This is a genomic window from Klebsiella sp. S69, assembly GCF_016516145.1.
Lineage (GTDB): Bacteria > Pseudomonadota > Gammaproteobacteria > Enterobacterales > Enterobacteriaceae > Klebsiella > Klebsiella oxytoca.
The window spans coordinates 20,845-41,882 of the sequence record NZ_JACVUU010000016.1 but is presented as its reverse complement, the minus strand read 5'-3'; the positions used below and the strand labels follow the sequence as shown (position 1 = coordinate 41,882).

Genomic DNA, 21,038 nt, shown 5'->3' with positions numbered 1-21,038 from the left:
CGCCAGGAACATCACCACCCGGCCCTGAGTACAGTAATTTAGTACAGCACTACGCAAAGGATTAATCATGACGCATCCCGTTTCAGGTATGTCCGATCGCCCTCCGGGGACAGGCGAACCTCCGCTCACTACCCAGCAGCGCACCGCGCTTGAGCGGCTCATTACGCGCCTGGTGGCGTTAACATCGCAGCAAAGTGCGGAAGTGTGGGCCTGCGTAAAGCACGATCTGAGCCTGAAAAACGACGCCCCGCTGTTGGCAAGCCATTTTGCGGCCGCCGAACACAGCCTGAACCAGCGCTTAATCCTTGCCCAACAGAATCACCACCGCCGGCAAATCCTGGCGCAGCTGAGCGAACTGCTGAACCAGGGTAATAATCGTCAGGCGGTCAGCGATTATATTCGTCAGCATGACGGTCAAACCGCGCTGCATGCGCTCACCCAGCCGCAGCTGGAGAACGTTTTGCAACTGCTGCAAAGCGGCCAGCTCTCGATTCCTCAGCCGCAGCAGCGCCCGCCAACTCATCGTCCACTGCTGCCAGCGGAGCACAATACGCTCAATCAACAGGTGACCAAACTGGCAGCAGCTACCGGGGAGTCCAGCAAGCTCATCTGGCAGTCGATGCTGGAGCTAAGCGGCGTCAAAAGCGGGGAACTGATCCCGGCGACCCACTTCACTCCCCTCTCTTACTGGCTCCATGCGCGGCAAACGCTCAGCACGCAGGCTACGCCGACGCTGATGTCATTGCAGGCCGCCTTGAAGCAGCCGCTTGAAGCCGCGGAGTGGCAAAGAGTGATGGATTTTGCGCAAACCAGCTGGCACGCAACGGCGCAAACGCCGCTAAGCGCAGCCCAGCTGCTGACGCTGCTGAACAAAATTTTCGTGCTCAGGGTCGCCAGAGCGCAAGAGACGCTGGCGATCCCACCGGTTCAGGCGCCGCCTTCATCGCCGTGGCTGGCGTTTAAAAAGCCGTGGGCTATCGCGTTGACGCTGCTCGCGGGGCTTATTTTGCTGTGGTTAGTGATTTAACCGCCTGTTCGGCCCGTATACCGGGCCGAACAAAAGGCCTATTTACGCAGCGATACCAGCGTAATGAGGATCCCCAGCACGGCGCATATTGCCGCCGCCAGGAAGACGGAAGAATAGCCTAAAGAAGTCGCAAGCAATCCGGTAAGCGGGCCGGTGACGCCGTAGGAGATATCCTGAAACGCAGCGTAGCCGCCAAGCGCCGTTCCTCGAACCTGCGGCGGTACCCGCTTCACAACCTCTACGCCCAGCGCCGGGAAGATAAGCGAGCAACCGCAGCCGGTTAGCGCCGCGCCCGCCAGCGCGACCCAGGCATTGGGCGCCTGCCAGAGCAGCGCCAGGCCTACCGCCTCAATCAACAGCGAAACGATGGCCACTTTCACCCCACCGAAGCGGTCCGGCATCCAACCAAACAGCACGCGCATCAGCACAAATGCTCCACCAAACGCGGTTAAGGTAAAACCGGCCATCGCCCAGCCGTTGCTGGCGAAATAGAGGGAGACGAACGTGCCTATCACCGCGAAACCGACGCCCTGCAGTCCAAGACCAATACCGGGCCGCCAGATCATTCCCACCACGCTCCACAGCGACGGACGCTCGCCGCCGAGGGCGGGAATTTTACGCACCGTGCCGTTAATCGCCCACGCCACCAGCGGCAGCACCATGGTGACGCCGGCCAGCGCTGCAACGCCGTAATGGCTGTAGATCAGCAGCCCCAGCGGAGCTCCGGCCGCCAGCGAGCCGTAAATCGCCATACCGTTCCACGACATCACTTTACCTGAGCGCATCGGGCCCACCAGCCCCATTCCCCAGCTTAAATTGCCGGTGAGCAGCTGGCTTTCACCAAACCCCAGGATCAGACGGCCCAGCACCAGCAGGCCAAACTTCGCCATTACGGGGACCGGCAGCAGCGCGGCGCATAGCCAGGCACCTCCAGCCAGCGCACAGGCCAGCATCCCCTGTAGCACAGAGCGTTTCGCGCCGTACTGGTCCGCCAGGCGACCTGCATAGCCGCGGGTTAATACGGTCGCCAGAAACTGGATACCAACAGCGATACCAACCATGGTGTTGCCGAAGCCCAGTTCCTGATGAACGAACAAGGGGATAACCGGCAGCGGCAGGCCAACGGTCATATAGGTAAGAAAAACGGCGAAAGTGATCCGCAACAGCGAACCATTCGCTGAAGGCATTTTTTTTGTTTCAGTGACTGCGGACATGCTTTACTCCAGTTCGCAGAGTAAGGCGAGGTGATGGCCACGCCCTCTCCACCTGATTATCAGGTTTAAGGCGCGTTGGATGACGTTAAACGCTTACGCATTATCTGAGAGAATAATGTTGTGGCAGGAGTTTGCCTTTACACCCAGGGGTCTGTCAAGAATACAAAAAAGGGGAGCCGGCAGGCTCCCCTTGCAAAGCATGCTCGTTATGCGCTGTATTTACGCATCACCAGCGTGGCGTTAGTACCGCCAAAGCCGAAGCTGTTAGACATTACGGTAGTCAGCGCACGCTCGGTCGGCTCGGTCACAATGTTCAGACCAGCTGCCTGTTCGTCCATCTCTTCAATGTTGATGCTCGGGGCAATAAAGCCGTGTTCCAGCATCAGCAGAGAGTAGATAGCCTCCTGTACGCCAGCGGCGCCCAGGGAGTGACCGGTCATCGCTTTGGTCGCGGAGATAGCCGGGCTGTTATCGCCGAAGACTTCGCGAATCGCCCCCAGCTCTTTCACGTCGCCTACCGGCGTAGAGGTACCGTGGGAGTTCAGATAGTCAATCGGCGTATCTACGCCTTCCATCGCCATCTTCATGCAGCGAACCGCACCTTCACCGGACGGGGCAACCATATCTGCGCCATCGGAAGTTGCGCCGTAGCCAACGATTTCAGCATAGATGTGCGCGCCGCGCGCCAGAGCATGTTCCAGCTCTTCAACCACAACCATACCGCCGCCGCCAGCGATAACGAAACCATCACGGTGGGTATCATAAGTACGGGAAGCTTTATCCGGCGTTTCGTTATATTTGGTGGACAGCGCGCCCATCGCGTCGAACTCACACGCCATCTCCCAGCACAGCTCTTCGCCGCCACCGGCAAACACGATATCCTGTTTGCCCAGCTGGATTTGTTCCACAGCATTACCGATGCAGTGCGCAGACGTTGCGCAGGCGGAGCTGATGGAGTAGTTCACACCGTAAATTTTGAAAGGTGTTGCAAGGCAAGCGGAGACCGCGGATGCCATCGCCTTGGTCACCACATAAGGACCTACAGCTTTCAGACCGCGTGGGCTGCGCATGGCATCAGCGCCAAAAACCTGAGACTTAGAAGAACCGCCAGAACCGGCAATCAGGCCCACGCGCGGGTTTTGCTGATAGACCTCATCTTTCAGGCCTGCATCTTCAATCGCCTGCTGCATGGAGAGATAGGAATAGATAGAGGCATCGTTCATGAAACGAACCACTTTACGGTCGATCAAACCGGTTGTATCCAGTTTAACGTTGCCCCATACGTGGCTGCGCATTCCCGAATCTTTAAACTCTTCAGAGAAAGTGATCCCGGAGCGTCCTTCACGCAGAGATGCCAGGACTTCCTGCTGGTTATTACCAATACTGGAAACGATGCCCAGGCCAGTAATCACTGCACGTTTCATTCAATACCTCTGTAAGTCGCACTATATTAAGTTTCGAGTCGCACAATAGCGTACACTTGTACGCCGAACAAGTCCGATCAGCCAATTTGTGTATAAATTTGCGCCCTCAGGCACACATCGTTAAGATCGTTCTACGCCTTGTGATTCGAGTAACTTACGTGAAACAAAACGCCATACAACCTGCCAACCTGGAATTCAACGCTGAGGGTACACCTGTTTCCCGAGATTTCGACGATGTCTACTTTTCCAATGACAACGGTCTGGAAGAGACGCGCTACGTTTTCCTCGACGGCAACCGGCTCAACGAACGTTTTTCAACACACTCACGTCCGTTATTTGTGGTTGCCGAAAGCGGGTTCGGTACCGGCCTTAACTTTCTGACGCTGTGGCAGGCGTTTGACGTTTTTCGCCGCGATAACCCTCAGGCTACCCTGCAAAGATTACACTTCATCAGTTTCGAAAAATTCCCGCTGCGCGCGGACGATCTGCGCCTCGCTCACCAGCACTGGCCGGAGCTTGCGCCCTGGGCCGAGCAGCTGCAGGCCCGTTGGCCGCTGCCGTTTGCCGGCTGTCATCGACTGCTGCTGGACGAGGGCCGCGTCACGCTGGATTTATGGTTTGGCGATATTAACCAACTGACCAACGAGCTGGACGACTCGCTCAATCAGCAGGTAGACGCCTGGTTTCTGGATGGCTTTGCGCCCGCCAAAAACCCGGACATGTGGACGGCGGAACTCTTTGCGGCAATGGCTCGCCTGGCGAGACCCGGCGGCACTCTGGCCACCTTTACCTCCGCAGGTTTTGTGCGCCGCGGGCTGGAGGAAGCCGGTTTCAGCATGCAGAAACGCAAGGGCTTTGGCCGCAAGCGAGAAATGCTCATCGGGGAAATGAATCAACGACTCAACTTTCCCGCGCGTGCGCCGTGGTTTGCCCGCAGCGGCACCGAACAGCGCGATGCAGCGATTGTTGGCGGAGGGATCGCCAGCGCCCTGCTCGCTCTGGCGCTGCTGCGGCGCGGGTGGCAGGTGACACTATACTGCGCCGATGACGCTCCGGCACAAGGCGCATCCGGCAATCGCCAGGGAGCACTCTATCCGCTGCTCAGCCAGCACGACCCCGCCCTGGCCCGCTTTTTCCCCGCTGCATTTACTTTCGCTCGCCGCCTCTACGACGATCTGCCGGTCATGTTCGATCATGACTGGTGCGGGGTGACGCAGCTGGGCTGGGATGAAAAAAGCGCGCATAAAATTGCCCAGATGGTTGAGCTTAATCTGCCGCCGGAAATCGCCCTCCCCGTTAATGCGCAGAGCGCTGCGGAACAAACAGGAGTGGAAACCGGCTGCGGAGGAATAACCTATCCTGCCGGAGGCTGGCTGTGCCCCCAGCAGTTAACCGCAGAACTGTTGGCGCTCGCCGCCACTCGCGGATTACGGGTTCACTACCGCTACCCCGTAGAGACTATCTGCGCGGACAATACCGGCTGGCAATTAAACGATCGTCAGTTTCATGAAGTCGTGGTGCTGGCCAATGGCCATCAGGTAACCCGCTTCAGCCAGACGGAGCATCTTCCGATGTATCCCGTCGCCGGCCAGGTCAGCCATATACCAACAACGCCAGGGCTATCGTCTTTACGCCAGGTGCTGTGCTACAACGGCTACCTGACGCCGCAAAACCCGCACAACCAGCAGCACTGCATCGGCGCCAGCTATCATCGTGGACAGACGGATACCGCGTTTAGCGCCGACGATCAGCAGCAGAATCGACAGCGTCTGATAGACTGTTTCCCGCAGGCGCAATGGACGCGGAAGGTTGACGTAAGCGCGAATGAGTCCCGCAGCGGCGTGCGCTGTGCGACGCGCGATCATTTGCCGATGGTCGGCAGCGTGCCTGATTATGACGCGACCTTAAGTGAATATGCCTCGCTGGCTGAACATCAGGATAAGGCCGAAGCAGCGCCGGTTTACCGCAATCTTTATATGCTGGGAGCGCTGGGTTCGCGCGGCCTCTGCTCCGCCCCGCTCGCGGCAGAGATCCTCGCGGCGCAAATGAGCAATGAGCCATTACCGATGGATCAAGAGACGCTAGCTGCGCTGAATCCGAACCGGCTATGGGTAAGAAAACTGCTGAAAGGGAGAGCGGTGAAATAATAGCGGAGGAACCGTGCCCGGCGGGATGAACGCCGGGCGTCGGCTTAAGGAAGCGCTACAGAACTACGCCTGCATCGCCTTCTGATACAAACTGTCCCACATTCCCTGCACCAGTATCTGATCCGGCGGCGACAGTTCGCCCGCGCTGATGGCTTTTTCCAGGCTTTGGGTCACTTTATCATGCACCGCCTGCGCAGTATGCTCCCCTTCTCCTTCCAGCTCGGCCACCGCCAGCGTCAGGTGGCCGCGCAGATAACCGCCGGCAAACAGTTCATCATCACTGGCGTGGTCTACCATATTGTCAATTAACGCCAGAATGCGTGATTCAAACTCCGCGATCATCTTCTTTCCTCATATTATGTAAAGCGTGGCCTTAGTGCAGGTCTTCCGGCCACGGGAACTGTTCTGCCGTCAAAGGCGGCGTTTGGTAATATTCTTGCAGCGCCTTGATAAAACGCGCGGGACGCTCAGGGATCCCTTGCTCCAGATAGATCATGACCTGGGCATGTACCCGCCGCTGAAAAGCGATCCGATCGGGTTCAAAATCCCCTTCCAGATTGTCGCAGCTGACGTTAAACGGATATCCCGCCGCCACGCAAAACAGCCAGTCGAACGCCTGAGGCTTCACCTCGACGTCTTCAAATTTTGACTGGGTCATCGCGTCGCGCCCGTCCGGGCAGTACCAGTAACCGAAATCAACCAGCTCGCGGCGCGCCTTTCCGGCAATGCACCAGTGCGAAATCTCGTGCAGCGCGCTGGCATAAAAGCCGTGGGCAAAGACGATGCGGTTGTAGGGCACCTCGTCATCTGCTGGAAGATAGATCGGTTCGTCATCGCCTTTAATCAGACGGGTATTAAAATCAACGGCAAAACAGCCGTCGAAGATTTCGATCAGCTGTTCGTATTTATGCGTACTGTTCATTAGTTCATCCCCAACCAGCGGAGGATCTCCTGTCCATGGCTATCATAAAGAAGTTTCGCGCTCATCACCGCCGACACCACAACGATCATTGGCCGAATCAGTGACTGTCCTTTGCTCAGCACCAGTCGCGATCCCGCGCGAGCGCCGATAAACTGCCCGGCCATCATCACAAAGCCGGTCGCCCAAATCACCTTGCCGCCAATAATAAACAGCAGCAGGCCGCCAACGTTGGACGTCGCGTTAAGCAATTTTGCATGCGCGGTCGATTTCGCCAGATTGAACCCCGCCAGGGTGACGAAAGCCAGTGCGTAAAAGGATCCGGCGCCCGGGCCAAAGAAACCATCGTAAAAACCGACGCAGCCGCCAGCCACCAGGGCAAACGGCAGACCGTACAGACGTCGCTGCCGGTCCTCTTCGCCGAGTTTCGGCATCAGCAGAAAATAGAGGCCAATGCCGATAACCAGGATTGGCAGTATCTGTTTGAGAACATTAGACTGGACGTGCTGGACCAGCAGCGCGCCGCCGGTCGAGCCGAGAAAGGTCATCAGAATATTGAGCTTCTGGTCGGCCAGATTCACTACCTTGCGGCGGATGAAATAAAGCGAAGCGGACAGCGACCCGCCGCAGGCCTGCAGCTTATTCGTTGCCAGCGCCTGCGCTGGAGGAAGACCCGCCGCCATCAGGGCCGGGACGGTTAATAGCCCGCCGCCGCCCGCCAGGGAATCAATAAATCCCGCCAGAATGGCCACGAAAAACAGCACCACCATTACCGTCGGCGACACCATAAAAAGATCGATAAAACTATCCATTAAAGAACATGCTCATCCAGTAGCGCCTGGCAGGAAGGGGGCAGCGGAGGCGGCGTCTTCTTCACAGGTGGGGTTGATCCTGGTTTAGGGGGTTCAAACCAGCTTTGTAATTCCGCACCGCAGCCATCGCCGGCCGGTGGCGGAGCCTGATCTTCGCACTCAAGGCTGCCTGCCGGACAGCGCAGGCGCACGTGCATATGCGCCCTGTGCTGGAACCATGGGCGAACTTTTCGTAGCCAGTCGCGATCGTTACCGGCATCCAGGCACAGCTGCTGCTTAATTGCCGGGTTGACGAAAATACGCGTGACGTCGCTATCTTCCGCCGCCATCTTAATCAGCTGGCTAATTTGCGGGCTCCACAACGACGGCACGACGCGCTGACCATCGCGGGCCACCAGATCCAGCGCCTGCGGCTTCAGCAGCTGAGCTGAACTCCAGCGCGCCTGCGGAAGCTGCAGAAAAATATCGACGTCAAGCCCGGACTGATGGCTGGCATGACCGCCGTTGAAACGCCCCCCGGCCGGCATCCCCATATCGCCAATCAGTACCGTTCCCATACCTCTGTTATACGCCTGGTTGCTTAGACGCTGAATAAACTGCACGAGATCCGGATGGCCGAAGTAGCGGCGCTGATCGGTACGCATCACCTGATAGCCGGTGGCGTTTAACGGCAGCGCCTGCGCGCCAACGATGCAGCCATTGGCAAATGCACCGATCGACTGCGGGCTGCCGCTGATGGGCTGGGTGATTTTCTGCCACGGCGTTGCCGCCAGGCTGGTACCGCTGGCGAGAAGCGCCAGCAGTGCGATAACGGTTTTTTTCATCTATTACCAGCGTGGAATTGATGTCGTCACGTCGCCATTTTGCGCGCGCTGACGCATAAAGTGATCCATAAGCACGATCGCCAGCATCGCTTCGGCAATCGGTACCGCACGAATGCCAACGCAGGGATCGTGACGCCCTTTGGTGATCATCTCGACTTCTTCGCCAGAGCGATTAATCGTATGTCCCGGAACGGTAATACTGGAGGTAGGCTTCAGCGCAATGTTCGCCACGATCTGCTGACCGCTGCTGATACCACCGAGAATGCCGCCCGCGTGGTTGCTCTGGAAACCCGCTTTGGTAATTTCATCGCGGTTTTCGCTGCCGCGAAGCTTCACCACCTCAAAACCATCGCCAATTTCCACGCCCTTCACCGCATTAATGCTCATCAGCGCGTGCGCAATGTCCGCATCGAGGCGGTCAAATACCGGCTCACCGAGCCCCGGCGGAACGCCATCGGCCACCACGGTTACTTTCGCTCCGATGGAGTCGCCCTCTTTTTTCAGGCCGCGCATCAGTTCATCGAGCGCTTCAATTTTCTCCGGATCCGGACAGAAGAACGGGTTTTGTTCAACCTGTTCCCAATCTTTGATAGCCAGAGGAATATCCCCCATCTGGGTCAGGCAGCCGCGAATCACAATCCCGAATTTCGCGGCGAGGAATTTCTTGGCAATCGCTCCGGCAGCCACGCGCATAGCGGTTTCACGGGCAGAGGAACGACCGCCGCCGCGATAGTCGCGCAGGCCATATTTCTGTTCGTAGGTGTAGTCAGCGTGACCCGGGCGGAAAACGTCTTTAATCGCGCCGTAATCCTGAGAACGCTGATCGGTATTCTCAATCAGCAGACCAATGCTGGTCCCGGTAGTCACCCCCTCGAATACGCCGGAGAGGATTTTAACCTGGTCCGGTTCGCGGCGCTGGGTAGTATAGCGCGATGTTCCCGGACGTCGGCGATCGAGATCGTGCTGCAGATCGGCTTCGGTTAGCGGAATGCCGGGCGGTACGCCGTCGACGATACAGCCCAGCGCCAGGCCGTGCGATTCGCCAAACGTCGTGACGCGAAAGAGTTGTCCAATTGTGTTTCCTGCCATCACGGCTCCGTTCTTGTCGTTATGTTTGCGTGTTGTTTTAGTCTTTATAGATGCCGAAATGCGCGCGGGCGGCAATCAGCTGCGGTTTAGTCAGCATAAAGACGCCATCGCCGCCGTTTTCAAACTCCAGCCAGGTAAATGGAACGTCAGGATACTGTTCCATCAGATGTACCATGCTGTTGCCGACTTCACAAATCAGGATACCGTCATCGCTGAGATAATCCGGCGCGCAGGCCAGGATCCGCCGAGTTAGCTTCAGGCCATCGCTACCGGACGCCAGGCCGAGAACCGGTTCATGACGATATTCACCCGGCAGGTCGGACATATCTTCTTCATCGACGTACGGCGGATTAGTGACGATCAGATCGTATTGCACCTTCGGCAGGTCGCGGAACAGATCGGAGCGAATTGGCGTCACGTGGTGAATTAAGCCATGGTCTTCTACGTTCTGCTCGGTAACGGCCAGCGCATCAGGGGAAATATCGACCGCATCGACTTCCGCTTCCGGAAAAGCGTAAGCGCAGGCGATAGCGATACAGCCGCTGCCGGTGCACATATCGAGGATGTGCTGCGGATAGTGGTCAATCAGGCCGGAAAAATGGTTATTAATGAGTTCGCCAATCGGCGAGCGCGGCACCAGCACGCGCTCATCGACGTAAAACTCATGTCCGCAGAACCAGGCTTTGTTGGTCAGATAAGCGACCGGAATGCGTTCGTTAATGCGGCGAATCACGCGCTCAACGATGCGGTGTTTCTCACTGGAAGTCAGGCGCGCGGTGCGCATATCTTCCGGAATATCGAGCGGCAGATACAGCGACGGCATCACCAGCTGCACCGCTTCGTCCCACGGGTTGTCGGTACCGTGTCCGTACCAGATATTTGCAGCGCTGAAGCGACTAACCGCCCAACGCAGCATGTCCTGAATGGTATGAAGCTCATTAACGGCTTCATCAACAAAAATTTTATCCACGCTATCCCCCAGGGCACGCTCTGCTATAAATTCGGCGGCTAGTTTGCCACGAAGACGGGGATAAATCAGCATTCTTACGTCACGCTGAGGGGGAAAAAGAGGTTTTCCTTGCCTGGATGCGTGGCGAGTCGGGTAAACTACCGGCAAAGAAAAAATGAGACCAGGTAATGAAAAAGAAAACAACGCTAAGCGAGGAGGATCAGGCATTGTTCCGGCAGCTAATGACCGGCACTCGTCAGATTAAGCAGGACACCATTGTTCACCGTCCGCAGCGCAAAAAAATCGCTGAAGTACCGCCCAAGCGGCTGCTCCAGGAGCAGGCCGATAACAGCCACTACTTTTCCGATGAGTTTCAGCCGTTGCTGAATACCGAAGGATCGGTGAAGTATGTGCGTGCTGACGTCAGCCACTTTGAGCTGAAAAAACTGCGTCGGGGTGATTATTCGCCGGAGCTGTTTCTCGATCTGCACGGTTTGACCCAGCAGCAGGCCAAGCAGGAGCTGGGGGCGTTGATTGCCGCCTGCCGTCGCGAGCACGTATTTTGCGCCTGCGTAATGCACGGGCATGGGAAGCATATTCTCAAACAGCAAACGCCGCTATGGCTGGCTCAGCACCCGCATATCATGGCGTTTCATCAGGCACCAAAAGAGTACGGCGGTGACGCCGCACTGCTGGTACTGATTGAAGTTGAAGAGTGGCAACCGCCGGAGCTTCCGTAAAACGTCGGCTCCGGAGGAAATCAGATAGCTTTCGCCATCTTCAAATTGCAGGGGCTCATTTGCCAGTTGAACTCGCCTTTGCCGCTGGCATCAAGCGTAACGCAGGCAATCGCCGAAGTGGTGAACATCGGGGGAGTTTCCCCCGGGCACAGCTCTGAGACGAGGTACCCCACCAGAGGGAGGTGGGACACGACCAGCGCCGTCGCCACACCTTCATTCGCCAACGCCTGGAGATAAGCGCTGACCATGCCAACATCGCCGCACGGCGTGAGTTCCGGCATCACGTCGACATCTTTTGGCAGATTCATGCACTCCCCAACGATTTCCAGCGTCTGTTCTGCACGCAGGTAGGGACTGACAAGAACTCGCTCAATATCCACTTTTTGACCTTTCAGCCAGGTTGCCATCTGACGAGACTCATCGCAACCGCAGACGGTTAATGGACGAACCGAGTCACTGGCTGCATCGAGGGCAGCGTCGCCGTGACGCATGATAAAAACTTGCATATTGCACCGCTTTTGTTAACCAGAAGCACCGCGGTCTTACCCACGTAGACGATACGCAGGTGACCCGGTGGCCGGGCATTGTGCCTGATCCATTCAACGAATGAAACGCTGTTTTTTACCTCAATGGCGTAAGTATAGTCAACTATCGCTTACAAAATCGCCAAAGCACTGCGCCATTCACAAACGGATTTACCTTCTTTGACCACAACTTAGGTCGTACGTTCATCAGCGGACCAAAAGGTCGCCCCCTGCTCGGCCATGTGTAACAAAGTGTCACATGGTGTAAAACGCGGGCCGTATTGAGCAGCCAGACGCTGCAAAATCGCTGCGACTTCCCCCGCCCCCAATCTATCCATATAGCGGAACGGGCCGCCAAGGAACGGCGGAAAGCCAATGCCAAACACGGCGCCGATATCGCCATCGCGAGCGTTGCGAATAACCTGCTCATCGAAGCAGCGCGCCGCTTCGTTGAGCATCATCATGACGCAGCGTTCCGCCACCTGCTGCGCGGACAAGCGCGCCTGTGGAGAAGCGATACCCAGCAGGTTGTAAATCGCCGGGTCGGGCCGTTTTTTGCTTTTACGCCCTTTTGCCGCATAAAGATAGAAACCCCGGTTATTTTTTCTCCCTTTGCGATCGTCATTCAGAATTGCGCTAATGATGTTTGCAGGCGGGCTAAAACGCTCTCCCCATGCCGCCTCCAGAACGGGAATAATTTTAGTGCCGGTATCGATCCCCACTTCATCAAGAAGCTGAATTGGCCCTACCGGAAAGCCAAATTGAACCAACGACTTATCAATGTGATCGATCGGCTCCCCTTCTATTAACAGGCGCATGGCTTCATTAATATAGGGCGCGAGAATTCGGTTAACATAAAATCCGGCTTTATCCGCGACGACAATCGGCGTTTTCCCCTGCAGCTTCGCCAGCTTTACCACCGTGGCAATAGTCTGCCGATCGGTACCACGATGTGGAATCACTTCGACCAGCGGCATTTTTTCTACCGGGCTAAAAAAGTGCAGGCCGATAACCCGCTGAGGTCTGCTCGCTTGCGCCGCGATCTCTGCGATCGGTAAAGACGACGTATTAGAGGCAAAGATCGTCTCCGGGTGGCAGTGTTGTTCCACTTCGCTGACCATTTTCTGCTTGAGCGCCAGATCTTCAAATACCGCTTCGATCACCACATCGCGATGGGCAAAGCCCTGGTAATCCAGCGAACCGGTAATCAACCCCATCTGGCGATCGCGCTCGCTGGCGCGCAGATAGCGGCGGCGCACCTGTTTATCGAGCAGATCCCAACTGTATTTCAATGCATGATTTATCCCGCGCGGCTGAATGTCCTTAATGCGGACCGGCAATTCTCCTTTGCATGCGGTGACGTAGGCGATGCCGCCCCCCATCAGTCCTCCGCCAAGAATGCCTACGCTACGCAGCGCGACGGGCTGCGCATCCGCACCGCGATCTTTTTTAAGATCGGTGCTGGCGAAAAAAATCGATCGTAGCGCCTGCGATTGCGGCGTCATCGCCAGCTCGCCAAAAGCGCGGGCTTCTTCTGCGTATCCGCTGCTGCAGCCCTGCGCCAGTCCGGTCTCAATCACCTGCAGAATGCGCTCAGTTGCCGGGTAGTTGCCCTGGGTTTTGTGATGCGTCTTTTTCGCTACCAGACGAAACAGCAGGCTGCGGGCGAGAGGTCCTGCGAGAATACGTTCGCGCGCCGGGACGGTACGGCTTGCCGGACGACCTTTAAGAGCCCGTTCAACTGCGGTTTGTAGCAGGATGGTCTGTGGCACCACTTCATCGACCAGTCCCGCCTTCAGAGCCTGGCGCGGGCGAAGCTGTTTGCCGGTCAGGATCATCTCCAGCGCGCTGCTGACGCCAATTAATCGCGGTAAACGCTGGGTGCCGCCAGAACCTGGCAGCAGGCCCAACTGAACTTCCGGCAGGCCAAGCCGGGTTTTATTATCATCGCTGCATACCCGCCCGTGGCAGGCCAGCGCCAGTTCCAGGCCTCCGCCCAGGCATGCGCCGTGAATTGCGGCGATCACTGGAATGGGGAGCCCGTGGATCTCGGCCATGATTTGCTGCCCCTGACGGGCCAGCGCCTCCGCTTCCTGAGCGGAATGACAGCGGGCAATCATGTTGATATCGGCCCCGGCGATAAAGTTATCCGCTTTTGCGGAAATAAATACCGCGCCGCGCAGTTCTTTATTGTCGCGGAGCTGACGGATAATTCCCCGCACCTCGCTGGCGAACTCAGCTTTCAGGGTGTTCATTTTTTCACCTGGCGCGTCAATGGTGATGACAGCGATATTGTCCGGGCGAACCTCAAGCGTAAATGCCGACACGGTTTCCATCATTCGGCCTCCAGAACCATAGCTGAACCCAACCCACCCGCCGCGCAGGCGGTAACCAGCCCAAACCCTCCGCCGCGACGCCGCAGTTCATGCAGCGTTTGGGTAATCATTCGCGCGCCGGTGGCGGCAAAGGGATGGCCGTAGGCAATCGAACCGCCAAGCACGTTGAATTTGCTCTCATCGACTTCGCCGATAGCCTGAGAGCGGCCAAGCACCTCACGGGCAAATCGATCGCTGGCCATGCATTGCAAATTCGCCAGCGTTTGCGCAGCAAAGGCTTCATGCATATCAATCAGGGTTAAATCGGCCAGCGTCAGCCCGGCTCTTTCCAGCGCCAGCGGCGTCGACCACGCCGGACCCAGCAGCATATCCTGACGAACATCAATCGCGGTAAAAGCGTAGCTGCGCAGGTAGCCCAGCGGTATTAACCCAAGCGCTTTAGCCCGGGATTCGGTCATCAGGATCACCGCCGCCGCCCCATCGGTTAACGGCGTACTGTTAGCGGCGGTCACGCTACCGTGTTTGCGATCGAAGGCCGGACGTAACTTTTGGTAATCTGCCAGCGTTGAATTCTTACGGATGTTGTTATCCTGTTCCAGAGGTTCACGGAACGGCGGCGTGTAGGCAGTCATGACTTCTGTCGTTAATTTCCCTTCCTCCCAGGCCCTCGCCGCAAGCTGGTGCGAACGAAGCGCCAGCGCATCCTGCCGCTCACGCGTGATACCCCACGTTTTCGCCATCTGCTCAGCGGTATCGCCCATCCGCAGACCGGTGGAATATTCGGCAACAGCTGGTGGCACAGGGAGAAGATCGCGGAAACGCAGCCGGGAAAAGAGCTTGAGGCGCTGTCCCAAAGTGCGGGCTTTGTTGGCATCAACAAGCGTTCTGGCAAGTTTTTTGCTCACGCCAATGGGCAATACGGAAGAGGAGTCGGCCCCGCCGGCGATGCCTGCATGAATGGTTCCCGCCATCAGGCTCTCCGCGACGTTGGCCACCGCCTGAAAGCTGGTCGCACAGGCGCGACTGACGCTATAGGCATCAGTATGTACGCTCATACCGGTACCCAGCACAATTTCCCGCGCGATGTTCGGTGCTTCCGGCATCTGTACCACCTGACCAAATACCAGCAGGTCTATTATATCCGCGGGGATATTGCTGCGAGCCAGCATTTCGCCGACCACCAGCTTACCTAAATCAACGGCTGGAACGCCGTGGAAAGCCGTCGCCTGCCGGGCAAACGGCGTACGTAAACCGCTGACGATGGCGATACGATCGCCCTGACGGGTAACTAGCGGTAATGCCTGACTCATAACGCTCCCCTGTTAACCAATAAAACAAAGTGGTCTGACCTGATAACAGTTTTAACTAATATTTTACATTAAGCCAATCGGGGAACAGAAAAAGTGCGAGCCAAAACACATTGATTAGAAAAGATAACGCCCCTGCGAGGAGGAGCGTTTGGGAAGGGATTAACGCAGGCCGAGCTGGAAAATCAGGGTTTCAGCTTCGCAGCTGAACACGAAATCGATATCCAGCTTCACGCCGCCATCAACTTCAGTAAAGGTCGGGGTGATTTTGCACGGCTCCGATTCAACATTACGCGCTCTTTCACTCAATGCGGCAAGCATTTCTTCCGCTTCGGCGCGGTTCGCAAACACGCGGCTATAAGATGCGGTGCAATCGGTGTTGTCCATGATGGTACCAACATCCATACAGCAGCAAACCGGGGTTTCATCAGCACTGCATTTACTCATCGTAGATTTCCTCTGTATATGCACTCAAGGTGCCAGACAAATAATGTGCTTATTTTACGCCCGGGGCATGCCTGCCTCCAGTCGTTAATGGCGACAAAGGAGATAAGTGACCGAAATCACACTTAAAAATGATCCAAAACAAAAAGTGCCTACTTTGGATTGCGGGTACCCCGGCAAATTTGCCAACTGGATCGCGTTTCTTAGATCACAATTGAAAAAACTTATAAACAAACTTGCAACATATCATCTGGTCAGACCTATACTCAGCGCACTGGTCTGATTTCTCTGTCGTAAAGCAGACCCTACACTTCGCGCTCCTGTTACAGCATGTAACATTGTTTAAATAAAAATAACTCTATGAGGTTATGGGCATGAGCCAGAAAACCCGCCTTACCCAATCTGCCCTTGCAGTGGCTGTAGCACTTGTTTCAAGCCAGGCCTGGTCGGCAGGCTTTCAGTTAAACGAATTCTCTTCATCGGGCCTTGGTCGCGCCTATTCAGGTGAAGGAGCTATTGCTGACGATGCTGGAAACGTCAGCCGTAACCCGGCATTGATTATGATGTTCGACCGTCCGACTTTCTCGGGCGGCGCTATTTTTGTCGATCCTGATGTCAACGTCACCGGCAGTTCAGTTATCGGTAATGACGCCAGCCAGGACAATATCGCGCCAACCGCATGGGTACCCAATCTGCACTTTGTGGCGCCGATTAACGACCAGTTTGGCTGGGGGGCTTCTCTGACGTCTAACTATGGTTTAGCCACCGAGTTCAACAATGATTTTGCCGCGGGCTCAATGGGCGGTACAACCGACCTCGAAACCCTCAACCTCAATCTGAGCGGCGCCTATCGTCTCAACGATCACTGGAGCTTTGGTTTAGGCTTTGACGCCGTCTATGCCAGAGCTAAACTAGAGCGCTACGCGGGCGATTTACCGGATATTATCGGCGCGCAGCTACCGGGAATGGTGAAAGCCGGCAAACTCTCTCCGGCCCAGGCCGCGGCAATTGGTCAACAGGCTGGCGGTATCAGCCGCGATACGCAAATCGCTCGTCTGAAGGGTGATGAGTGGGGCTTCGGCTGGAATGCGGGCATTTTATATGAAGTCGATAAAAACAACCGCTACGGCTTAACCTACCGCTCTGAGGTCAAAGTTGATTTTGACGGAGATTATAAGAGCAGTCTGCCGTCATCCCTCAACCCTATTAACTCTGCCCTCGGTCTGGGACTGCCTTACGGCACTGGTGGTTCGACAATCGGCGGTTCTCTGACGCTGAATCTGCCCGAAATGTGGGAAATATCAGGTTATAACCGCGTAGCGCCAAAATGGGCCGTTCACTACAGCCTGGCTTATACCAGCTGGAGCCAGTTCCAGGAGCTGAAAGCCACCAAAACCAGCGGCGGCGAAACGCTGTTCTATAAAGACGAAGGTTTTAAAGATTCCTATCGTATCGCTCTGGGTACCACCTATTACCATGACGATAACTGGACCTTCCGTACCGGTATCGCCTTTGATGATAGCCCGGTTCCGGCTTCCAATCGTTCCATCTCTATCCCGGATCAGGATCGTCTGTGGCTCAGCGCCGGTACGACTTACGCCTTTAATAAAGACGCTTCCGTCGACGTCGGTGTGTCCTATATGCACGGTCAGCACGTCGAATTTACAGAAGGGCCGTATACCTTTAAATCAGAAGGTAAAGCCTGGCTGTACGGCGCGAACTTTAACTACCGTTTCTAATCAACAGCAGCAACAAAAAAGGGTGAACATCATGTTCACCCTTTTTACTTTCATCCCGACGGTTACTGTGAATCGATATCTTTGAGATCGCCTTCAATCGCCTGAGCGTTGGGGTTCTCATTCGGAGAAAGTTTACCGCCGTTGGCGATAAAATCATGACGCTGGAAGTAAGCTTCACGCATCAGGATATACGGATCGGAGGACTGACGGAGCAAGCCATCGGAATCCAGCAGCTGCGCGCGGGTTTCGACTCCCTCTACCATCCATTTACCAATAGACATCGGCCATGTCAGCCAGGAAAGAACCGGATACAAGTCATCAGCCATATCACCGCCCTCATCACGCAGCGTAAAGCTACCGTAGAAAGGCAACTGCACATAGGGGCCGTATCCCACGCCATAGTGACCCAGGGTGCTACCGAAGCGGGCAGGCTCAACGCGCTGCAGTTTTGGATTCGCCATTCCCGCTACATCAACCAGCCCACCCATCCCGAGGAGAGTGTTCAGGAAGAAACGCGTAAAGTGCACCATACCTTTATAAGGATCGCCTTTCAGGAAGGAGTTCACCATTACCGCAGGTTCTTCAAGGTTGCTGGTAAAATTGCTCAGACCATTACGCGCCGGCTGCGGAACATAATCTCGCCACGCTACGGCAACAGGCCGAAGAACATAAGGATCGACAACATTGTAGTTGAAGTTGAACATGGTTCGGTTAAAACCTTCAAGCGGATCTGAACGCCCCTGCGGTAGATCGCCAGAACCAGAACTGGCGCACCCCACCAGCAATGTGGCGCCAAGCGCAAGCGCCGACAGGCGAAAATTCATAGGTATCTCCCTGTTAATTTTAGCTATCGCTGGGGGTTATCCGAGGACAGCCGCCTCCATTAAGATATCGCCCGTAAGCATGTGCCTGCTTTCAGCATAGCCTTTTTTGGCATCGTTGTTGATGCCCCCGATTCTATACACATTTTGCAATTTCCGTATTGCTAATCTTGTCATTACAAAGAATTTAGGAGCTTATCCACTCCAAATAACCGAAACCGCTCTACGATTATAATAAAGACCAGCCGTTGAGGAAAAGTTATGAAGCCGCAAACTCACCATGATAGTGAAGATGTTGAGGTTGAAAGTGAAGAAAAACAGAATGGTGAAGAAATTGAGGTGGATGAAGAACGCCTGCCTTCACAGGCGATGGCTACGCATGAAGTGATTCGCCAGGAAGGAGAGAAAGAGCTTGAGCGCGATGCCATGGCGCTCCTCTGGTCAGCGATTGCAGCAGGACTCTCAATGGGGGCTTCGCTGGTTGCCAAAGGCATATTCCATGTCCATCTCAGCGAGCTGCCCGGCGGTTTTTTGCTGGAAAATCTCGGCTACACCTTTGGCTTTGTTATCGTCATTCTCGCTCGGCAACAGCTGTTCACCGAAAATACCGTCACCGCCGTCCTGCCGATTATGCATAAACCCACGCTCAGCAATATCGGCCTGCTGTTACGTTTATGGGGTGTTGTACTGGCGGGTAACTTAATTGGAACCGCTATCGCAGCATGGGCGTTCGATGTCATGCCCGTGTTCGATGAACCGACTCGCGAAGCCTTTCTTAAAATCAGCCTGAAGGTGATGCAAAACCCTCCGCTGGAGATGTTTGCCAATGCGATTATCTCCGGTTGGCTGGTCGCAACCATGGTGTGGATGTTTCCCGCCGCAGGCTCCGCGAAAATTATCGTCATCATCCTGATGACCTGGCTTATCGCCCTGGCTGACACTACGCATATTGTGGTGGGCAGCGTCGAGATTTTCTACCTGGTGTTCAACGGCACGCTGCCGTGGCAGGAATTCATCTGGCCGTTCGCGCTCCCGACCCTTGCCGGAAACATTTGCGGTGGGACCTTTATTTTCGCGTTATTAAGCCATGCTCAGATCCGTAATGATATGAGCCACGAGAAGAAAGCCCGTGCGGCTGAAGAGAGAAAAAAGCGCTAAATGGCTATAGATTAAGCAGTTGGGCCGCGCAAGCTTAACGTGCGCCGAAAATAACGCTATAATCCCGGCGCCATGTCCCCTTAGTTAAATGGATATAACGAGCCCCTCCTAAGGGCTAGTTGCAGGTTCGATTCCTGCAGGGGACATTCTGCCTTGTTACATCGGGAAATTCCTGCCTGACACCCCGCCACCTTTAGAGATATTTTCGTGTTGCAGACCTGATGCAGGCGATGGCAGCCCGCTGTTCAACCTTCCAGCTACGCTCGTTAACCGCGTTTATCGAACAGTTTACGTCCTGAGAATTCCCTCCTCCAGCTAAAGCACACGCTCCCGTATTGTCATTAACGTCATATACACCTCCGGATTCAATTCACCACATAAATAATTAAATGCAAATCATTCCCTGTAATAATAGCTATCAATTATAATTTTCTATTAGCGATATATTTAATTACTGCAGAAAAAGTGATAGACTGCACGACAGATAACGGTCTGACCCGATTCACCAATTGATATACAACATCATCTCTGATAAATTATTTAGCATGAATTAAACATCATACAATCATCAATACGTAGACAAAATTCAGCTTAAGAAACTCAAAAGCCAACCTATTTTTCATAAGATAATAATGACCATGGAAAGAAAAGAACGGAACATATGGAAACTCAACAACCTTCCGCCACTGGAATATTGTTCAATCTCTCGCGCTCAAAAATTATTAAATTGTGAATTAGAAGATCTGCTTCATTGGCATGATATTGGTGCAATAAGCCTTTGTATCAAATTAGGCAGAACCAACGGAACGTTAAAGAGTGCTATCCGCCATCAGCAGGGCGGCAACAAACCCTATTTTTTTAACACATCAAATATTGATGAATTGAGCAGAAGCGAAAGATCGTGGTCCCCTCACTCCAAAATAAACAAAATTTTTAGATTCAATGAAAGTGAACCGAACCTGGATGCCCAATATGGAACGCCTGTTACCCAGTTAAAACTCCGGGTTTCCGTATCTGGCCTGTGGTACAGCCACACGAGGAATTTAACGGAAGTACTAGAAAACCCCGATAGCATCATTACTGAACAGCGGATCAGCATCATTTCACCGGCAAGAAACGTCCTCTTCTGTCACTTCATCCCCGATGAGGATGAGAAGCCAACCATCACGATGAATAAGCTTTACATCACTAATCAGGCGATTGAGAAAATTTATGAGCATACCATCAGCAGCCGCCCTCTGGAATTTGCAGAAAAACCGCTAAATATAATTGAGGATAAAGAGGTGCATAATCCCTCAATTATTCTTCAAAATAAACTGCTCATTGAATTCATCAATCACATCATTCAAGCCAACCCACACTTTGGTGATAATATTCTAAACGCAACGGAAAACAATAAAAATAAAATATTCAATATCGCAATGGATAGACTAAGGGCAGAAGGCGTGGTCTCCAGCTACGGCAGCATTAATCTCCCGGCATCAGAATACACGCTCAAATGACTAACCGTGAATTTAAACATTAGAATAAAAACCCTTTCTGGCGCCATGAAGCGGTGGCGCAT

General features: G+C 54.7%; 19 protein-coding genes and 1 tRNA gene. 7 read left to right on the top strand and 13 right to left on the bottom strand.

Annotated features, from left to right (window positions below; genetic code table 11):
• Nucleotides 1-67: 67 nt before the first annotated feature.
• Nucleotides 68-1,027 (top strand): flagella biosynthesis regulator Flk, encoded by a 960-nt coding sequence (flk, locus tag IAE27_RS16315; protein ID WP_023321382.1) that lies wholly within the window; start codon nt 68-70, stop codon nt 1,025-1,027.
• A gap of 38 nt (nt 1,028-1,065) precedes the next feature.
• On the opposite strand, the gene IAE27_RS16310 is transcribed toward flk, so the two are convergent.
• On the bottom strand, nt 1,066-2,241 hold the full coding sequence (locus tag IAE27_RS16310) for an MFS transporter (protein WP_154022295.1): 1,176 nt from the start codon (nt 2,239-2,241) through the stop codon (nt 1,066-1,068).
• 206 nt (nt 2,242-2,447) lie between these two features.
• The gene (gene fabB / locus IAE27_RS16305; RefSeq protein WP_004104161.1) at nt 2,448-3,665 is read right to left on the bottom strand and encodes a beta-ketoacyl-ACP synthase I; all 1,218 of its coding nucleotides are present in this window, start codon (nt 3,663-3,665) and stop codon (nt 2,448-2,450) included.
• A 158-nt stretch (nt 3,666-3,823) separates the two neighbouring features.
• On the opposite strand from fabB, the gene mnmC reads away from it, so the two are divergent.
• Nucleotides 3,824-5,812, top strand: coding sequence for a bifunctional tRNA (5-methylaminomethyl-2-thiouridine)(34)-methyltransferase MnmD/FAD-dependent 5-carboxymethylaminomethyl-2-thiouridine(34) oxidoreductase MnmC (gene mnmC / locus IAE27_RS16300; protein ID WP_187326116.1), 1,989 nt, complete (start codon nt 3,824-3,826; stop codon nt 5,810-5,812).
• Nucleotides 5,813-5,875: 63 nt separating this feature from the next.
• Here the strand turns inward: mnmC and IAE27_RS16295 are convergent, their stop codons facing one another.
• From IAE27_RS16295 to prmB, 6 genes are read right to left on the bottom strand one after another with little or no spacing between them, the layout of a single operon-like run.
• Nucleotides 5,876-6,154, bottom strand: coding sequence for a YfcL family protein (locus IAE27_RS16295; RefSeq protein ID WP_004104165.1), 279 nt, complete (start codon nt 6,152-6,154; stop codon nt 5,876-5,878).
• Between the two features lie 31 nt (nt 6,155-6,185).
• Nucleotides 6,186-6,734, bottom strand: coding sequence for an elongation factor P hydroxylase (locus IAE27_RS16290; protein ID WP_064344162.1), 549 nt, complete (start codon nt 6,732-6,734; stop codon nt 6,186-6,188).
• Entirely contained in the window at nt 6,734-7,543 is an 810-nt protein-coding gene (locus tag IAE27_RS16285; protein WP_070555643.1) for a sulfite exporter TauE/SafE family protein, read from the bottom strand. The genes IAE27_RS16290 and IAE27_RS16285 overlap by 1 nt, the downstream gene beginning before the upstream one ends.
• Complete coding sequence (gene mepA / locus IAE27_RS16280; RefSeq protein ID WP_004104171.1) at nt 7,543-8,367, bottom strand: penicillin-insensitive murein endopeptidase; 825 nt, start codon at nt 8,365-8,367, stop codon at nt 7,543-7,545. Before mepA ends, IAE27_RS16285 begins: the two co-directional genes overlap by 1 nt.
• Before the next feature lie 3 nt (nt 8,368-8,370).
• Nucleotides 8,371-9,456 (bottom strand): chorismate synthase, encoded by a 1,086-nt coding sequence (aroC, locus tag IAE27_RS16275; protein ID WP_004104176.1) that lies wholly within the window; start codon nt 9,454-9,456, stop codon nt 8,371-8,373.
• Nucleotides 9,457-9,493: 37 nt separating this feature from the next.
• Nucleotides 9,494-10,426 carry a 50S ribosomal protein L3 N(5)-glutamine methyltransferase gene (prmB, locus tag IAE27_RS16270; protein ID WP_024274529.1) on the bottom strand — a complete coding sequence of 311 codons (933 nt, stop codon included), beginning with the start codon at nt 10,424-10,426 and terminating at the stop codon, nt 9,494-9,496.
• A 167-nt stretch (nt 10,427-10,593) separates the two neighbouring features.
• Between prmB and smrB the strand changes: the two genes are divergently transcribed.
• A complete protein-coding gene (gene smrB, locus IAE27_RS16265) occupies nt 10,594-11,145 on the top strand; it encodes an endonuclease SmrB (protein ID WP_004104178.1) in 552 nt (183 codons plus the stop codon).
• Nucleotides 11,146-11,165: 20 nt separating this feature from the next.
• Here smrB and sixA read toward each other — a convergent pair whose 3' ends face one another.
• The 4 genes from sixA to IAE27_RS16245 form a co-directional block, all read right to left on the bottom strand.
• Complete coding sequence (sixA, locus tag IAE27_RS16260; protein ID WP_014230284.1) at nt 11,166-11,651, bottom strand: phosphohistidine phosphatase SixA; 486 nt, start codon at nt 11,649-11,651, stop codon at nt 11,166-11,168.
• 209 nt (nt 11,652-11,860) lie between these two features.
• Complete coding sequence (fadJ, locus tag IAE27_RS16255; RefSeq protein WP_154022312.1) at nt 11,861-14,005, bottom strand: fatty acid oxidation complex subunit alpha FadJ; 2,145 nt, start codon at nt 14,003-14,005, stop codon at nt 11,861-11,863.
• The gene (fadI, locus tag IAE27_RS16250) at nt 14,005-15,315 is read right to left on the bottom strand and encodes an acetyl-CoA C-acyltransferase FadI (RefSeq protein ID WP_070555645.1); all 1,311 of its coding nucleotides are present in this window, start codon (nt 15,313-15,315) and stop codon (nt 14,005-14,007) included. Before fadI ends, fadJ begins: the two co-directional genes overlap by 1 nt.
• 159 nt (nt 15,316-15,474) lie before the next feature.
• A complete protein-coding gene (locus tag IAE27_RS16245; RefSeq protein WP_004114294.1) occupies nt 15,475-15,759 on the bottom strand; it encodes a YfcZ/YiiS family protein in 285 nt (94 codons plus the stop codon).
• Nucleotides 15,760-16,130: 371 nt separating this feature from the next.
• On the opposite strand from IAE27_RS16245, the gene fadL reads away from it, so the two are divergent.
• Nucleotides 16,131-17,495, top strand: a complete 1,365-nt coding sequence (gene fadL / locus IAE27_RS16240) for a long-chain fatty acid transporter FadL (RefSeq protein ID WP_004104187.1) — start codon at nt 16,131-16,133, stop codon at nt 17,493-17,495.
• Nucleotides 17,496-17,557: 62 nt separating this feature from the next.
• Here fadL and mlaA read toward each other — a convergent pair whose 3' ends face one another.
• The gene (gene mlaA / locus IAE27_RS16235) at nt 17,558-18,319 is read right to left on the bottom strand and encodes a phospholipid-binding lipoprotein MlaA (RefSeq protein ID WP_004104189.1); all 762 of its coding nucleotides are present in this window, start codon (nt 18,317-18,319) and stop codon (nt 17,558-17,560) included.
• A 258-nt stretch (nt 18,320-18,577) separates the two neighbouring features.
• Here mlaA and IAE27_RS16230 point away from each other — a divergent pair, with 258 nt between their 5' ends.
• The 3 genes from IAE27_RS16230 (at nt 18,578) to IAE27_RS16220 (ending at nt 20,976) form a co-directional block, all read left to right on the top strand.
• The gene (locus IAE27_RS16230) at nt 18,578-19,474 is read left to right on the top strand and encodes a formate/nitrite transporter family protein (RefSeq protein WP_004104191.1); all 897 of its coding nucleotides are present in this window, start codon (nt 18,578-18,580) and stop codon (nt 19,472-19,474) included.
• A gap of 74 nt (nt 19,475-19,548) precedes the next feature.
• Nucleotides 19,549-19,620 (top strand) — tRNA-Arg (locus IAE27_RS16225).
• A gap of 486 nt (nt 19,621-20,106) precedes the next feature.
• Nucleotides 20,107-20,976 carry a hypothetical protein gene (locus IAE27_RS16220; RefSeq protein ID WP_108704711.1) on the top strand — a complete coding sequence of 290 codons (870 nt, stop codon included), beginning with the start codon at nt 20,107-20,109 and terminating at the stop codon, nt 20,974-20,976.
• Nucleotides 20,977-21,038 lie beyond the last annotated feature (62 nt).

Bases quoted from the DNA above. Each gene is read 5' to 3' on its own strand.
- flk (WP_023321382.1), top strand. From the start codon at position 68: ATGACGCATCCCGTTTCAGGTATGTCCGATCGCCCTCCGGGGACAGGC.
- IAE27_RS16310 (WP_154022295.1), bottom strand. From the start codon at position 2,241: ATGTCCGCAGTCACTGAAACAAAAAAAATGCCTTCAGCGAATGGTTCG.
- fabB (WP_004104161.1), bottom strand. From the start codon at position 3,665: ATGAAACGTGCAGTGATTACTGGCCTGGGCATCGTTTCCAGTATTGGT.
- IAE27_RS16295 (WP_004104165.1), bottom strand. From the start codon at position 6,154: ATGATCGCGGAGTTTGAATCACGCATTCTGGCGTTAATTGACAATATG.
- IAE27_RS16290 (WP_064344162.1), bottom strand. From the start codon at position 6,734: ATGAACAGTACGCATAAATACGAACAGCTGATCGAAATCTTCGACGGC.
- IAE27_RS16285 (WP_070555643.1), bottom strand. From the start codon at position 7,543: ATGGATAGTTTTATCGATCTTTTTATGGTGTCGCCGACGGTAATGGTG.
- mepA (WP_004104171.1), bottom strand. From the start codon at position 8,367: ATGAAAAAAACCGTTATCGCACTGCTGGCGCTTCTCGCCAGCGGTACC.
- aroC (WP_004104176.1), bottom strand. From the start codon at position 9,456: ATGGCAGGAAACACAATTGGACAACTCTTTCGCGTCACGACGTTTGGC.
- smrB (WP_004104178.1), top strand. From the start codon at position 10,594: ATGAAAAAGAAAACAACGCTAAGCGAGGAGGATCAGGCATTGTTCCGG.
- sixA (WP_014230284.1), bottom strand. From the start codon at position 11,651: ATGCAAGTTTTTATCATGCGTCACGGCGACGCTGCCCTCGATGCAGCC.
- fadJ (WP_154022312.1), bottom strand. From the start codon at position 14,005: ATGGAAACCGTGTCGGCATTTACGCTTGAGGTTCGCCCGGACAATATC.
- fadI (WP_070555645.1), bottom strand. From the start codon at position 15,315: ATGAGTCAGGCATTACCGCTAGTTACCCGTCAGGGCGATCGTATCGCC.
- IAE27_RS16245 (WP_004114294.1), bottom strand. From the start codon at position 15,759: ATGAGTAAATGCAGTGCTGATGAAACCCCGGTTTGCTGCTGTATGGAT.
- fadL (WP_004104187.1), top strand. From the start codon at position 16,131: ATGAGCCAGAAAACCCGCCTTACCCAATCTGCCCTTGCAGTGGCTGTA.
- mlaA (WP_004104189.1), bottom strand. From the start codon at position 18,319: ATGAATTTTCGCCTGTCGGCGCTTGCGCTTGGCGCCACATTGCTGGTG.
- IAE27_RS16230 (WP_004104191.1), top strand. From the start codon at position 18,578: ATGAAGCCGCAAACTCACCATGATAGTGAAGATGTTGAGGTTGAAAGT.
- IAE27_RS16220 (WP_108704711.1), top strand. From the start codon at position 20,107: ATGACCATGGAAAGAAAAGAACGGAACATATGGAAACTCAACAACCTT.